Raw genomic sequence first — 13,701 nt, 5'->3', positions numbered from 1 at the left:
TACTACCGTTTTTGTTTTTAGTTCCCGCTAATCCGCGATGAACCAAAAAAAAGCCCAAACCAACGTGGTTTGGGCGGATACAAGTATAGGAGTTAATAAGGAAAATGCGGTAATTAAGAAAGCAGGGAGAACAGCAAGTTTGACGGCCTGTTAAACTTCTAAATACTCTGTTTTCTACATAATTTATGACTCTCCATTTCTGAATCAGTTCCCAGAAAATTCATTAAATTTTACTTTTTTCTTAAATCTCCCGCGATTCAATCGGTTAGTGACGATATTTTTTAACTGGTACGACCAATTTGTGAAAATGTGATGTTGCTTGCTTGTTAAATAAATGTTCTCGTCGTATATTTCAAACAGTTGTTTAATACGAGTGATTGAAATGGCACCAAGAAGTACAACCAAAGACAAAATCTTAGACGTAGCTGAAGGCTTGTTTGCTGAGCATGGTTTTAATGACACCTCTTTACGCACCATTACGGGTAAAGCAAATGTCAATCTAGCTTCAGTGAACTACCACTTTGGCGACAAGAAAACTCTGGTTCGTGCAGTACTCAATCGCTACTTGGAAGCATTTATGCCTGCACTGCAAGATGCACTAGTGAACTTAAACTTGAACGAAACGTATTCTATGAGTGATGTGTTTGAGTCTCTAAGACAGCCACTACGAGCACTGAATGATGTAAGGCCAAATGGTACCAGCCGATTCATGCTACTTATCGGCAGAGGCTACACGGACGTACAGGGGCATTTGCGTTGGTTCATTACGACTCGTTATAGCGAAGTGCTGACTTTGTTTACTAGCTCAGTAATGAAAGCTAACCCGAACCTCACTAAAGAACAGTTATTTTGGCGTTTGCACTTCACCCTCGGGACCTGTGTATTCACCATGGCTTCGAGTCAGGCTCTCGTAGAAATTGCAGAGAATGATTACGGAAAGAAAATAGATGCCAAAGCAGTGGTCGATATTTTAATTCCATATTTGGCCGCTGGCATGTCAGCAGAAGAATAAAACAATAAAAAGCGAATAAATTCACAACCAATATAGTGAACAAAAGGATCTGAACTATGAGCTCTCTACGACAAAAATGGGTAAGTGACCCAGCTTTTAAACTCTTTAAAAAAGTACTACCACCACTATCTAGCACTGAAAAAGAAGCGATGGAAGCGGGTAGCGTGTGGTGGGACGGAGAGCTGTTTTCTGGTAAACCAGACTTCACTAAGCTGCACCAATACCCGAAACCTCAACTTTCATCAGAAGAGCAGTCTTTTATGGACAATGAGCTAGAAACCTTGCTTTCTATGCTTGATGACCATCAGATTGTGAAAGAAGATCGAGATCTTCCGAAGGAAGTTTGGAACTTCTTACGAAAAGAACGCTTCTTCTCGTTGATCATTTCTAAAGAGTACGGTGGTCGCGAATTTTCGGCACACGCAAACTCAACGATTGTTACTAAGATCGCAACTCGCAGTATCAGTGCCGCAGTTTCTGTAATGGTTCCTAACTCACTGGGTCCAGGTGAGCTTCTATCTCACTATGGTACTCAAGAACAGAAAGATTACTGGCTGCCACGTCTTGCTGACGGTACAGATATCCCATGTTTCGCACTAACAGGCCCAGAAGCGGGTTCTGATGCAGGCGGTATTCCTGATGTTGGTACCGTATGTATGGGTATGCACGAAGGTAAAGAGACCTTAGGTATCAAGCTTAACTGGAACAAGCGTTACATCACGCTAGCACCAGTAGCAACAGTGCTTGGCCTAGCATTCAAACTGCACGATCCAGAAAAACTGTTGGGTGATAAAGAAGATATCGGCATCACGTGTGCGCTTATTCCAGCAGACCATGAAGGCGTTGTGATTGGTGAGCGTCATGACCCACTAGGTCTTGCTTTCATGAACGGTCCAACACGTGGTCATGATGTATTCATTCCAATGGAATGGTTAATCGGTGGCGCGGATTACGCAGGTAAAGGCTGGCGTATGCTAGTGGAATGTCTATCTGCGGGTCGTGGTATCTCATTACCAGCACTAGGTACAGCGATGGGCCACCTAACGGCGAGAACAACAGGTGCATACGCATATGTTCGTAAGCAGTTTGGTATGTCGATTGGTAAGTTCGAAGGTGTCGCAGAGAGCTTAGGTCGCATTGGTGGTTTAACGTATCTACTAGAAGCGACACGAACTCTGACAACGACATCGCTTGATATGAAAGAGAAACCGGGCATCGTAACGGCTATCGCGAAATACCACATGACAGAGATGGCACGTACCATTCTGAATGATTCAATGGATATTCACTCTGGTCGTGCAATTCAAGATGGTCCAATGAACTACTTGGCAGCGCCTTACCTAGGTATCCCAGTTGCAATCACAGTAGAAGGTGCAAACATCCTGACTCGTAACCTGATGATCTTTGGTCAAGGTGCGACACGTTGTCACCCATACGTATTGAGCGAGATGGAAGCGGCAGCTAATCCAGATGAGAAGCAAGGCGCGAAAGACTTCGATGACTTGTTGTTCAAGCATATTGGTCACGCAACTAAGAACACATTTGGCGCGTTCGGTGCGGCATTGACTGGCTCTAAGTTTATTAAAGCGGACATGAGTGGTCCAACTAAGCCTTACTACCAAGACCTGACTCGTCTAAGCCGTGCATTAGCGGTAAGTGCAGACTTCGCGATGCTAACTCTGGGCGGTGAACTGAAACGTAAAGAGCTTATCTCTGCACGTTTAGGTGATGGTCTGAGTTACCTATACATGGCTTCTGCGGCACTTAAGAAGTATGAAGACGAAGGTCGTCAACAAGCAGACTTAGACTATGTACACTACGCGGTTCAGCATTGTTTCCACCATGCTGCAAAGGCCCTACAAGAGGCGTACCGTAACTTCCCGAATAAGGTCGTTGGTCAGGTACTTAAAGGCCTAATATTCCCTGTGGGCAACCACTTCGAGAAACCAAGCGATGATCTGACAGTCCAGTTGGCTGAAAGCTTGATGACTCCGGGAGCACACCGTGAACGCCTGACTCACCTTTGCTACATCGGTCAGGAAGAAGACGATAGCGTTGGCTTGATGGAAAATGCGTTCAATGCGATGTACAGCATCAAACCACTTGAGCGTAAGATCTTCAAAGCAGTTAAAGAGGGTAAAGTTGCTCGTAAAGGTCTACTGCAAGACAAACTTGCTCAAGCACTGGCAGCAGACGTACTGACTCAAGACGAAGTTGACCAAATCATTGCAGCAGACAAACTACGCTACGCTGCAATCCAAGTTGACCACTTCAGTCACGATTACAGTGAAACTTTGACGCGAAAAGAGTTAAAACCTAAGCTAAATAGCGTTGCTTAGATTAAGAAATAATAAAAGGCACCTTAAAAGGTGCTTTTTTTGTTTTTGTCGTGGAAGTCGCAATAGAGGCGTTAACAAATGGTGACTTAGTCAGCAAATAATCACTGAGTGCTCCAACCACTTGCATTTTCACCACATTTTTACAGAAATTAGATGCCATTTGCGTACGAAACTTTTATCCTTAACCTGATTTTTTAAGGAAGTTGAATATGATCATCAAACCTCGAATTCGCGGATTCATCTGTACTACAACACATCCAGTCGGTTGTGAAGCTAATGTAAAAGAACAAATTGCTTACACAAAAGCTCAAGGCCCAATCGCAAACGCACCTAAACGTGTACTAGTTGTTGGCTCTTCAAGTGGCTACGGCTTGTCTTCACGTATTGCGGCTGCATTTGGTGGCGGCGCTTCAACTATCGGTGTTTTCTTTGAGAAAGCCGGTACTGAGAAAAAGCCTGGCACAGCTGGTTTCTACAACTCAGCAGCGTTCGACAAGTTTGCTAAAGAAGAAGGCCTATATTCAAAAAGCCTGAATGGCGATGCTTTCTCTAACGAAGCTAAACAGAAAACAATTGACCTGATCAAAAAAGATCTAGGCCAAATCGATATGGTTGTATACTCACTGGCGTCTCCAGTGCGTAAAATGCCAGAGACTGGCGAAGTAATTCGTTCATCTCTAAAGCCTATCGGTGAAACGTACACGTCAACTGCGGTTGATACGAACAAAGACACAATCATCGAAGCAAGCGTAGAGCCAGCAACTGAAGAAGAGATCAAAGACACTGTCACTGTAATGGGCGGTGAAGATTGGGAGCTTTGGATCAATGCTCTTTCTGAAGCTGGTGTTCTAGCGGACGGTTGTAAGACGGTTGCTTACAGCTACATTGGTACTGAACTAACGTGGCCAATCTACTGGGATGGCGCACTAGGTAAAGCTAAGATGGATCTAGACCGTGCAGCGACAGCGCTGAACGAGAAGCTAGGCCAAACTGGCGGTACTGCAAACGTTGCTGTTCTTAAGTCTGTTGTGACTCAAGCAAGCTCTGCAATCCCTGTTATGCCTCTTTACATCGCTATGGTGTTCAAGAAGATGCGTGAAGAAGGTATTCACGAAGGTTGTATGGAGCAGATCTTCCGTATGTTCAGCCAGCGTCTATACAAAGAAGACGGTAGCGCTCCAGAAGTTGATGACGTAAACCGTCTACGTCTGGATGACCTAGAACTGCGTGACGACATTCAAGAACACTGTCGTAACCTATGGCCTCAAATCACAACTGAAAACCTAAAAGAACTGACTGACTACGTTGAGTACAAAGAAGAGTTCTTGAAGCTATTCGGTTTCGGTGTTGAAGGTGTTGATTACGAAGCTGACGTTAACCCAGCTGTTGAATTTGATGTAGCTGACATCTAATTCAAATTATCGAATCTAAACGAATAGGCGCTCATTGAGCGCCTATTTTTTTGTCTTAAAAGCAGATACGGGATACGAAAAGATTAAGAGCGGATTCGGGATGCGAGTGGCGAGATTCGAGATGCGAAGAGAGCTAAGAGCAGGAGCGGGGAAGGAGGCTTGAAGTGCTAAAAACAAGCAATAAAAAATGCACTAACCCAGATGAATTAGTGCATTAGAAATGAATCGTTTAGCGATGTGTGTCTAGCTGATAATGATGATGAAGGTACCGGCTAAAGTCATCAAGATGTTTGCTATCGCGTAAGTGCCCGCGTAACCCAGTGCTGGAATTGTAGAACGAGCGTGGTCATTTACGATGTCCATTGCAGGAGCACAGGTTCGTGCACCGATGATGGCACCAAACAGCAGTGCACGGTTCATTTTCAATATGTACGCGCCCACTAAATAAGCGAAGAATACTGGGATAACACTGACGATCAGAGCAATACCAATAACCTGCGGACCAACTTGAGTTAAGTGCTCAAATATCTTACCACCGGCGCTTAAACCGATACCGACCATAAAGAACATCAAACCGAGGTCTTTGACCATGTTCAATGCACCCTGAGGTACATAACCAAAAGTAGGGTGGTTTGCACGTAAGAAACCTAACATGATGCCTGATAGCAGTAGACCAACCGCGTTACCTAAGCCAAATGAAACCTGGCCAAATGTCATGGTGATCAAACCAAATAGAATGCCCAAGATGAAGAAGCTACAGAAAGCCATTAGATCCGCCATTTGGCTGTGGATCGAGATGAAACCAATTTTCTCTGCTAGGCCGTGAACACGACTCTTCTCACCACTCACCTGAAGTACATCACCTTTAGCAAGCACGATGTTTAAGTCCATCGGCATTTCAATCTGAGCTCGCACTACGCGGTTAAGGAAACAGCCATATTCAGATAGGTTTAAATCTGAAAGACGTTTACCTGCAATACTATCGCTTTTAACGACGATTTCTTCTTCGACAATACGTAAGTCCAAAAGGTTACGGTCGAACACCTCTTTGCCGTTACGGAAGCTTGGATCCAGACGTGCGTGACTATCTGGGAAACCAACCAATGCGATCTCATCACCTTCCTGCAGAATGGCATCACCATCTGGGTGGGCAAGAATGCCATTACGGCGAATACGTTCGATATAACAACCCGTTTGGCGGTAGATACCCAGTTCACGTAAGTTTTTGCCGTCTGTCCAAGAGATCAGCTCTTGACCAACACGATAAGCACGAATGATTGGCAGGTAAACCTTGCGCTGTCCTGATGCACCTAAGCCACGTTCCTGAGCAATTTGTTCAGCTGAGTCATGTAGGTTCACTTTCTGAAGTTTTGGAATCAGACGGGCAAACATAATCATACTGATAAGGCCGACTAGATAAGCCATCGCGTAACCGACCGAGAGGTTTTCGATAATCAGGCTTAAATCCATGTTTCTTGGCACTTCAGCAAGCCCTGAGTTGAGTGCGTCCTGCGCACCTACCAAGATAGGTGTTGCGGTCAGGGCACCAGCCATCATGCCGGCAGAAAGTCCGAAACCAAGACCTAAGTATTCGCTACAGAAGTAAGTCAGCGCTATAGCGGTAGAGAGCACCACTAAACTTAAGATCAGGTAGTGTTTGCCATCTCGGAAAAAGATACCAAAGAAGTTCGGCCCTGCTTCAATACCGACACAGTAGATGAACAGCATAAAGCCGATGGTTAGGGCATCTGCGTTAAATGAGAAACCAAGGTGACCCATCACAAGGGAAGTAATCAGAACACCGATTGAATTACCAAGTTGCAGGCTACCGAAACGAATTTTACCAATGGCCAAACCAATCGATAAAACAACAAAGATGAGGAGAATGGGGTTTTGTTCTAGCAGAAAAACAACGTCGATATTCACAGTGGTCGCTCAATAATAGGCGTGAAAAACAGGGTAAGTTTGAAATGTGGATTGTATCTAAATATAAATAAATTATAAGTGATATTTTCCCTTTTTACTTGATTTTGACCAGATTCTTATATCGCATGAAAACTGGCTATAAAAAAAACCCGCTTTAATAAGCGGGCTTAATAGAAATCTTACAGTCTGACACTAAAAATGTTCAGCTGATTATGGGCTTAGCCCAAGGTTTGAAATCTAGATTAGTCGAAAAGACCTAGGTTTTCTTTTGCGTATGCTTCAAATTCTGTGCAGCCGCCGATGTGGTCTTGGTCGATGAAGATTTGTGGCACAGTTTCAACTGGCTTACCAACAGTCTTCTCTAGGTCTGCTTTGCTGATGCCTTCAGCGTGAATGTCAACATAACGGTAGTTGAAGTCATCACGTTTTGCTTTAAGAGTTTCTGCGTGCTCTTTTGCACGAACACAGAATGGGCAAGCTGGGCGACCAAAAATAACTACAAACATTTCATTTCTCCTAAATACGGGATGAGGCTCGTTAACCGAAAATACGTCAACTATTCTTAATTGAACAAGACTCAAAAATTCTTGAATCCAACTATGCCCTAATGCTTTAGGGAAATAAAGATGGAATTACCTCTTAATACAATAGGTTTTGCCTATCAGAGCAAATAATGTTCACAAAAGCGATCCGCTCGAATTTTTGGTCAGTATCAAGTCTAAGTACCCTTATTATCAGAGTGTGAATTACCCCTAAGAAAGCGACTTTAATGCACCTTTAGCGCGACAAGTTGCACCGCGTCAAAAAAATTGCGATTAGAACGAGGCATCTTATGACTGATTGACGAAAATTAAACGATAAAGGTTAGAACGTTAATACATAACCCACGAAGCATTACCTTTAGACGTGTGGGCTGACAACGAGAGTCGTTTTCTTAATGAGCCTTTTTTAAAACGGGCACAAGGTACAAAGGCAACATTCCAACAACCAAGAGTTCGCAGTTTTGTTTGGTCATAGGCGCAGGAGGCACCATGTTTCAATTTATGACATCTACAAAGATCATCTTTGGTGATGGAGCACTTTCCGCTTCATTGTCTCTCTTCAATCAATACGGTTACAGCGTACTGTTGGTGACAGGTAGCACATTAGAGCGCACATCCATTGTCACCGATTATCTAGATGCTCAAAGCATGCGCTATCAACACATCGCAGTTACTGGCGAGCCTAATATCAAAATGGTCGAAGAGGCCGCGATATCTGCACGACGATTTAAGCCAGATATGGTGATTGCTATGGGCGGCGGCAGTGCGATAGATATGGGGAAAGCGTTAGCAGCCGTACTACCTAACCAAGGCAATCTCTATGACTATGTTGAAGTGGTTGGACGTAATGTGCCTCTCAAAACCAAACCACTGCCTTTTGTTGCCATTCCCACAACTGCGAGTACTGGTGCTGAAGTCACCAAGAACGCAGTGCTTAAATCAGGGCAAGACCAAGTAAAGATAAGCTTAAGAAGCCCAGACATGCTGGCTGACGTAGCGATTGTCGACCCGACTTTGACTTATGGTACTAACCTATACTTGTCAGGGCGCGGCGCAATGGATGCCTTTACTCACTTGATGGAAGCCTATGTATGCGGAGACCCAAACCCATTGACGGATATGATCTGTGAAGAAGGGTTGCGTAAGCTCAGCGGTTCCGTGGTGCAAGCGTGTGTTTATGATGAACCGCAAGCACGCTCTGATCTGGCATTTGCTTCCATGCTTGGTGGTATGGCAATCACCAACGCCAAGCTAGGTGCAGCGCATGGTTTAGCGTCTGCATTGGGCGGAAAGATATCGGCTCCACACAGCGTGATTACTGCTCGGTTAGCCCCATTTGTGATGCTAGAGAATATTGAGGTCGCGAGGGAGCATCAAAGAAGCGATATTTTAGAGCGCTATCAAAGGGTTGCTCAAATAGTCACGGGCAAAGCACAAGCCTCGGCAGAGGATGCCATTCAGTGGTTATCAGAAGTACTCGATACGCTTAAGCTACCAAGTCTATTAGAGTTTGGTGTTTGTGAAGCGCAATTCGAAGAGGTATCGGCTGATGCACTTAAGTCGGTTGCTATTAAAGGGAATCCATTGCCATTGAATCAAGAGCGTTTAATTCATATTCTGCAGCAGGTTTTCGAGAAGTGTGATTGTGGCGAGCGCAGAGGTGCCGAGGCGTTGAAGCACCAAGATGAAGAGTCTTCAATGGTGGAGTCGAGTTTCACGATCATCAACTCTTATGCCTCAGAGAATAGTGTGGTGGAGAAGGGGAACAGCTGGACCATTTAATAGTATTGGTAAATGGCCATGACACTATTGAAGACGTAGATAAATAAAAACGGAGCACTTGGCTCCGTTTTTTAATTCTAATCTTTGGGGTTAGAACTGAGAGTATTTCTCGTAGCGTGAATCACGAAGTGACTCTTTGACACGCTTTAGATTTTCTCTGAAACCTGAGCCACGACGCAATGTAAAGCCAGTTGCTAATACATCGATAACCGTCATTTGCACAACGCGGCTTGCCATTGGCATGTAAACGTCAGTATCTTCTGGCACATCCAATGAGATAGACAGTGAGCTTGCCTTATCAAGTGGAGAGTCTTTCGCTGTGATAGCGATAACCGTTGCGCCGTTTTCACGAGCTAGGTTCGCAATCTCAACTTGGCTCTTCGTGCGGCCTGTGTGAGAGATAAGAACGATAACGTCGTTATCGCTGCAGTTAATACAGCTCATGCGTTGCATCACGATATCTTCAAAACACGTGATTGGGATATTAAAACGAATAAACTTGTTTTGAGCGTCTTTCGCTACGGCAGAAGAGGCACCTAGTCCGAAGAACGAAATGCGTTTTGCTTGAGTCAACAAGTCAACCGCACGGTTCACTTGCATCGCATCTAGACTGTTTTTCGCAACGTCTAGACATGCCATAGTTGATTCAAAGATTTTATGCGTATAAGCATCTGGACCATCATCTTCTTCAACATTACGGTTCACATAAGGTGTACCGTTCGCCAAGCTTTGAGCTAGGTGAAGTTTAAAGTCAGGAAAGCCCTTTGTGTCTAAACGACGACAGAAGCGGTTAACTGTAGGCTCACTTACGTCAGCCATTTTAGCTAAGGTAGCAATGCTAGAATGGATTGCAGTTTGAGGGGAAGCCATAATTACTTCGGCTACTTTACGCTCAGACTTGCTGAAATTTTCCAGGTTTTTTTGTATTTTTTCTAATGTATTCATAGTGTTCACAAGGGTATAGAGAACAACTTGCTAGTTAATATCTTTTTACCAGGGGGTATGGCTGAAACAAATTTCAGTAAACACAATACCAACGCAATGTTGGGTGTTGTAATTACTGCTGTATCAAATAGATATCAAGCTAACTAGCACCATAGAATCAGTATAAACCCAACATACTATTTACTAATACAAAAACACGGGATGAATGCTTAAGAATATGACAGGCCTCAACAAAATTTTAGAAAAGTACAGAATTGGAAGAGGCTTTGAGCAAAAAGAATGCGATTTGAGTATGAACTGACAGATAAGTTACATCAAAAAGAAATAAATTTTCAATTTGATGCAACTAAAATTGAATGGCTATGCGTTTATTTGCGTAACTAACTGAGTGATTTTACCCATTAAGTTTGGTGCCAGTTTTGAAATTTCACGCTGTTCTTCAAGTACTGAAGAAAGAATCTCATTGCCCGTTAGCGGGTTAGCCAATACTACGCGGAAAACGATGATTGGCTGATGAGCCCACGCTTCAGGGTTTAGGCGAGTACGAGATACAAACGATTTGCCTGTTTCACGCTGTTTCTTCTGGATAAACTTAGTCAGTTCGTTCTGAAGTTCGTTCAACTCTACACGCTGTTCAGGATCTGCTTTAAGCAGGGCTGCTTTTACCACTTCAGGAACGTAGCGGTAGGTCAGTAAGCAAAGCTCTGGTTCAGATACCAGTTCGAAATCACTTTGTTCTTTGATCAGGTCGGCAAAGTAACGCGCTTTGTTGATGCTTTGATCGATCAGCAGTTCATAGCCTGGACGACTGATGATGTGCATTGCAGCATAAACCAGCATCGCCATACCTGAGCGAGAGCCTTCCAATGTATGGCTACCTAAGTCTTTAGAACCCTTACGTAGGATATATTGAGCGTGGTGCTCAATCGCAGTCATTGCGTCTGGTTTCTTAAACAGAACCATGCCAGCACCCATAGGGATGTAAAGCTGCTTGTGAGCGTCGATAGTGACAGAATCAGCAAGCTCAATACCATCAAGTAGGTGGCGATGATTGTTAGACATCAAAGTCGCGCCGCCCCAAGCTGCATCCACGTGGAAGTGGCAGTCAGACTCGGCACATACTTCTGCAATATCTCTTAGTGGGTCGATATTACCGGTTTCCGTTGTACCTGCCACACCGATAACGGCGAAAGGCTTAATCTTGTTCTGCTTGAGCTGCTCGATCTTCAGTCGTAGGTCGTCAGTACAAATGCGATTGTCGTTATCTGTTTTAACTGATACAAGACCTTCCTGACCAATACCCAGTACGTCAGCGGCTTTTTTCAGGGAGTAGTGACCACGTTCAGAGACTAAGATGGCTAGGCCTTCGTAGTCGTAGTGTTTCATGGCTTTGAATAAGCCTTCTTTCTCGACACCTTTGAACGAGCCCTGTGCTTTTAGTGCATTGTTACGTGCGACCCAAAGCGCAGTAATGTTCGCGATAGTACCACCAGAGCAAAACGCCCCTAATGAGTGATTTGCACTGTGCATCCAACGAGAATAGAACGCGTCATCATCTTGATAGATTAAGCGATGAAGCATACCTAGAACCTGACGTTCTAAAGGAGTGAAAGCTTTTGAAGTCTCGATTTTTACTAGGTTCTGATTCAGCGCAATCATGATTTTAGAAAGCGGCATCAAGAAGTAAGGCAGGGCAGACGTCATGTGACCAATGAAGCTTGGTGAAGACGTATGAACCGAGTGCGATACAAGAGAATCGAGGAGATGCTCAGTATGTTCAGAAACAAACTCAGGCTGCTCTGGGATATGAGCATTTGAAAAATCTTTCTCAATTTCACGCAGTGGCTTTTCTTCAGCCACGATATGTTCACGTAAGAATTGATTCAGGTTTCGTGAAAGTTTGTCTTCAATTTGAGTGAGTGTTGAATCTGGGCCTTCAGGTACCGTGAAGATACGTAGAAGACTGTCGAAGCTAACATCTGCTGTTTTTTGTTCCGTAACCATAGCAAGCGAGTTATTTTTCTAATATTGACGCGAGCGGGACAATCTAAACGAAAACGGGAACAATGTCCCGTCTTAATTATGAAATCCAACTTCTCATAAAAGCCTATTAAATGAGGGGTTACTTACATTTAATCGCTTCAAGTTCAGCAATAGACGTGTTGTAACGCTGCAGTGCTGTATCGATCTGTTTAGGGTGGCTAAGTAGCTCTGCAAACGCAGAACGCAGCTCGTAGTTTTGAGCGTGAGGCTTTGATTGACGGTCGTCGAACGTCGTTTTTGCTACCTTGCCTAGTTCATCATCGCGCTGTGATAGCGTTTTAATGTCATGTTGCTCAAGTTGCAGCCAACCTTCAACAGGTTGCTCTGTAGCTACTTTGCTTGAGTCGTTTACCAAGTAGTAGTGTACCGCTGCACGATTTAGCTCGAAGTGGTGCTTACGGCCTTCAAGGAACCACTCGCTGACTTCTGTTAGCTCTGGGTATTGCTCTGAGGTGAGTTCAGCAAGATCGGCGTACCAATTTAGAGAGGCGTCGATGTAAGCATCGTATTTTTTCGCTTGGCACTGGTTTGTTTCAGACATTGAATCTGCTGCAAAAGAGAAAGTAGAAGTTGAAGCTAGCAGTAATGCGACGCAAAGGCGTTTCATAGCGGGTCCTTTTGTAAGTTTATTCTTGTTATTACTTTGTCGTTACAGGTTACCGTGATCATTCTTTGTTGAGCAATGACACTTAGTGTCTTTTTATTTGGGTAACTGTATCGGTATCTTGGGCGTTGGTATTCGAGATGCATTCTAATCTAAATCGATCGCTATTCCTGCGATCTAGTTAGCAAGAGATACAAAGAACAACATCAAAATGGGCACGAGTAGACTTAATATAAATCCACTAACAATCGCGATAGGCACACAGCGAACGCCGCCTGTTGTTTGAATGACAGGCAAAGTGAAGTCCATGGCGGTAGCTCCGGCATAACCAATAGACGTACATGGATAGTTTCGAATGAGCACTGGAATCAGAACTAACGCGACAAGCTCTCTCAGTAGCTCAAGCATGAATGATGCTCCGCCGTAGACCGGACCAAACGCATCGCCCATTAGTATTCCAGCCAAAGAGTACCAGCCAAAACCAGAAGACATGGCTAGCGCTTTAAACAGGGGAATATCCAGCAAGTAAGCAGCGATAACACCGCCTAACATAGAGGTGATAATTATCGTGACAGCGATGACCATGCCATGCTTGTTGAGCAAGATTTGTCTCAGGGTCAGCCCGCTGTTTCGCAGCTGGATGCCAATGAAGAATAGAAGAACGAATAGAATCCACTCACTCGCTGTATCGACCCAATGAAGGCTGATAGGCAGAACGAGTCCTGCGATAAGGCCTGAGCCGACAACCAAAATGAGTTTGGCAGACTCCATTGCCATCGAAGAAAGGGGCAGCTTCTTTTGACTACTGTTTGTTTTGAGTGGCAGTACTTTGTCTATCGCGGGCAATGCCATCAGGTTACAAACACTCAAGCAGACAAAGAAAGTGACTGTGTAAAGAAGGATTGTCTGTAGGTTGTTACCAAGATTATCAAGCGCGGCAAGGCTTAATCCCATCAGCGCTAGAATTACATAGATCAAACGCGATGTAGAGCGGTTAATGAATTCTAGCGTTTGGGTGTTTGAAATTGAAAATAGATACCCCACAACAAGTGGAGCAAATATGAAGATCATCCCTGTAAACATGTTTTCCTCTATT

General features: G+C 44.2%; 10 protein-coding genes. 4 read left to right on the top strand and 6 right to left on the bottom strand.

Annotated elements, in window-relative coordinates; genetic code table 11:
* Window positions 1-382 precede the first annotated feature (382 nt).
* The 3 genes from JC606_RS11530 (at window position 383) to fabV (ending at window position 4,763) form a co-directional block, all read left to right on the top strand.
* On the top strand, window positions 383-1,012 hold the full coding sequence (locus JC606_RS11530) for a TetR/AcrR family transcriptional regulator (RefSeq protein WP_061031656.1): 630 nt from the start codon (window positions 383-385) through the stop codon (window positions 1,010-1,012).
* Between the two features lie 56 nt (window positions 1,013-1,068).
* Window positions 1,069-3,351: an acyl-CoA dehydrogenase gene (locus tag JC606_RS11525; protein ID WP_137409167.1), complete on the top strand. Its 2,283-nt coding sequence runs from the start codon at window positions 1,069-1,071 to the stop codon at window positions 3,349-3,351.
* Between the two features lie 209 nt (window positions 3,352-3,560).
* Entirely contained in the window at window positions 3,561-4,763 is a 1,203-nt protein-coding gene (gene fabV / locus JC606_RS11520; RefSeq protein ID WP_137409168.1) for an enoyl-ACP reductase FabV, read from the top strand.
* Window positions 4,764-5,006: 243 nt separating this feature from the next.
* Here fabV and JC606_RS11515 read toward each other — a convergent pair whose 3' ends face one another.
* Together JC606_RS11515 and JC606_RS11510 are read right to left on the bottom strand one after the other, a co-directional pair.
* Window positions 5,007-6,689: an aspartate:alanine antiporter gene (locus JC606_RS11515; RefSeq protein ID WP_137409192.1), complete on the bottom strand. Its 1,683-nt coding sequence runs from the start codon at window positions 6,687-6,689 to the stop codon at window positions 5,007-5,009.
* 242 nt (window positions 6,690-6,931) lie between these two features.
* The gene (locus JC606_RS11510) at window positions 6,932-7,195 is read right to left on the bottom strand and encodes a GrxA family glutaredoxin (RefSeq protein WP_004741562.1); all 264 of its coding nucleotides are present in this window, start codon (window positions 7,193-7,195) and stop codon (window positions 6,932-6,934) included.
* Window positions 7,196-7,720: 525 nt separating this feature from the next.
* Between JC606_RS11510 and JC606_RS11505 the strand changes: the two genes are divergently transcribed.
* On the top strand, window positions 7,721-9,013 hold the full coding sequence (locus JC606_RS11505; RefSeq protein WP_198778631.1) for an iron-containing alcohol dehydrogenase: 1,293 nt from the start codon (window positions 7,721-7,723) through the stop codon (window positions 9,011-9,013).
* 90 nt (window positions 9,014-9,103) lie between these two features.
* Here the strand turns inward: JC606_RS11505 and JC606_RS11500 are convergent, their stop codons facing one another.
* The 4 genes from JC606_RS11500 to JC606_RS11485 form a co-directional block, all read right to left on the bottom strand.
* On the bottom strand, window positions 9,104-9,958 hold the full coding sequence (locus tag JC606_RS11500) for a MurR/RpiR family transcriptional regulator (protein ID WP_004734686.1): 855 nt from the start codon (window positions 9,956-9,958) through the stop codon (window positions 9,104-9,106).
* 360 nt (window positions 9,959-10,318) lie between these two features.
* Window positions 10,319-11,962, bottom strand: a complete 1,644-nt coding sequence (panP, locus tag JC606_RS11495; protein ID WP_198778630.1) for a pyridoxal-dependent aspartate 1-decarboxylase PanP — start codon at window positions 11,960-11,962, stop codon at window positions 10,319-10,321.
* 118 nt (window positions 11,963-12,080) lie between these two features.
* Entirely contained in the window at window positions 12,081-12,608 is a 528-nt protein-coding gene (locus tag JC606_RS11490; protein WP_008224391.1) for a hypothetical protein, read from the bottom strand.
* A 174-nt stretch (window positions 12,609-12,782) separates the two neighbouring features.
* Window positions 12,783-13,688 carry a lysine exporter LysO family protein gene (locus tag JC606_RS11485; RefSeq protein WP_137407539.1) on the bottom strand — a complete coding sequence of 302 codons (906 nt, stop codon included), beginning with the start codon at window positions 13,686-13,688 and terminating at the stop codon, window positions 12,783-12,785.
* Between the last annotated feature and the right edge of the window lie 13 nt (window positions 13,689-13,701).

It is taken from the genome of Vibrio sp. IB15 (assembly GCF_016406055.1).
In the GTDB taxonomy this organism is placed as follows: Bacteria; Pseudomonadota; Gammaproteobacteria; order Enterobacterales; family Vibrionaceae; genus Vibrio; species Vibrio chagasii.
Note: the sequence above shows the minus strand (reverse complement) of the source record. Positions and strands in the feature narration are given on the sequence as shown.

Excerpts from the sequence above, each read along its gene's own strand:
- JC606_RS11530 (WP_061031656.1), top strand. The coding sequence starts at position 383 with ATGGCACCAAGAAGTACAACCAAAGACAAAATCTTAGACGTAGCTGAA.
- JC606_RS11525 (WP_137409167.1), top strand. The coding sequence starts at position 1,069 with ATGAGCTCTCTACGACAAAAATGGGTAAGTGACCCAGCTTTTAAACTC.
- fabV (WP_137409168.1), top strand. The coding sequence starts at position 3,561 with ATGATCATCAAACCTCGAATTCGCGGATTCATCTGTACTACAACACAT.
- JC606_RS11510 (WP_004741562.1), bottom strand. The coding sequence starts at position 7,195 with ATGTTTGTAGTTATTTTTGGTCGCCCAGCTTGCCCATTCTGTGTTCGT.
- JC606_RS11505 (WP_198778631.1), top strand. The coding sequence starts at position 7,721 with ATGTTTCAATTTATGACATCTACAAAGATCATCTTTGGTGATGGAGCA.
- JC606_RS11500 (WP_004734686.1), bottom strand. The coding sequence starts at position 9,958 with ATGAATACATTAGAAAAAATACAAAAAAACCTGGAAAATTTCAGCAAG.
- panP (WP_198778630.1), bottom strand. The coding sequence starts at position 11,962 with ATGGTTACGGAACAAAAAACAGCAGATGTTAGCTTCGACAGTCTTCTA.
- JC606_RS11490 (WP_008224391.1), bottom strand. The coding sequence starts at position 12,608 with ATGAAACGCCTTTGCGTCGCATTACTGCTAGCTTCAACTTCTACTTTC.
- JC606_RS11485 (WP_137407539.1), bottom strand. The coding sequence starts at position 13,688 with ATGTTTACAGGGATGATCTTCATATTTGCTCCACTTGTTGTGGGGTAT.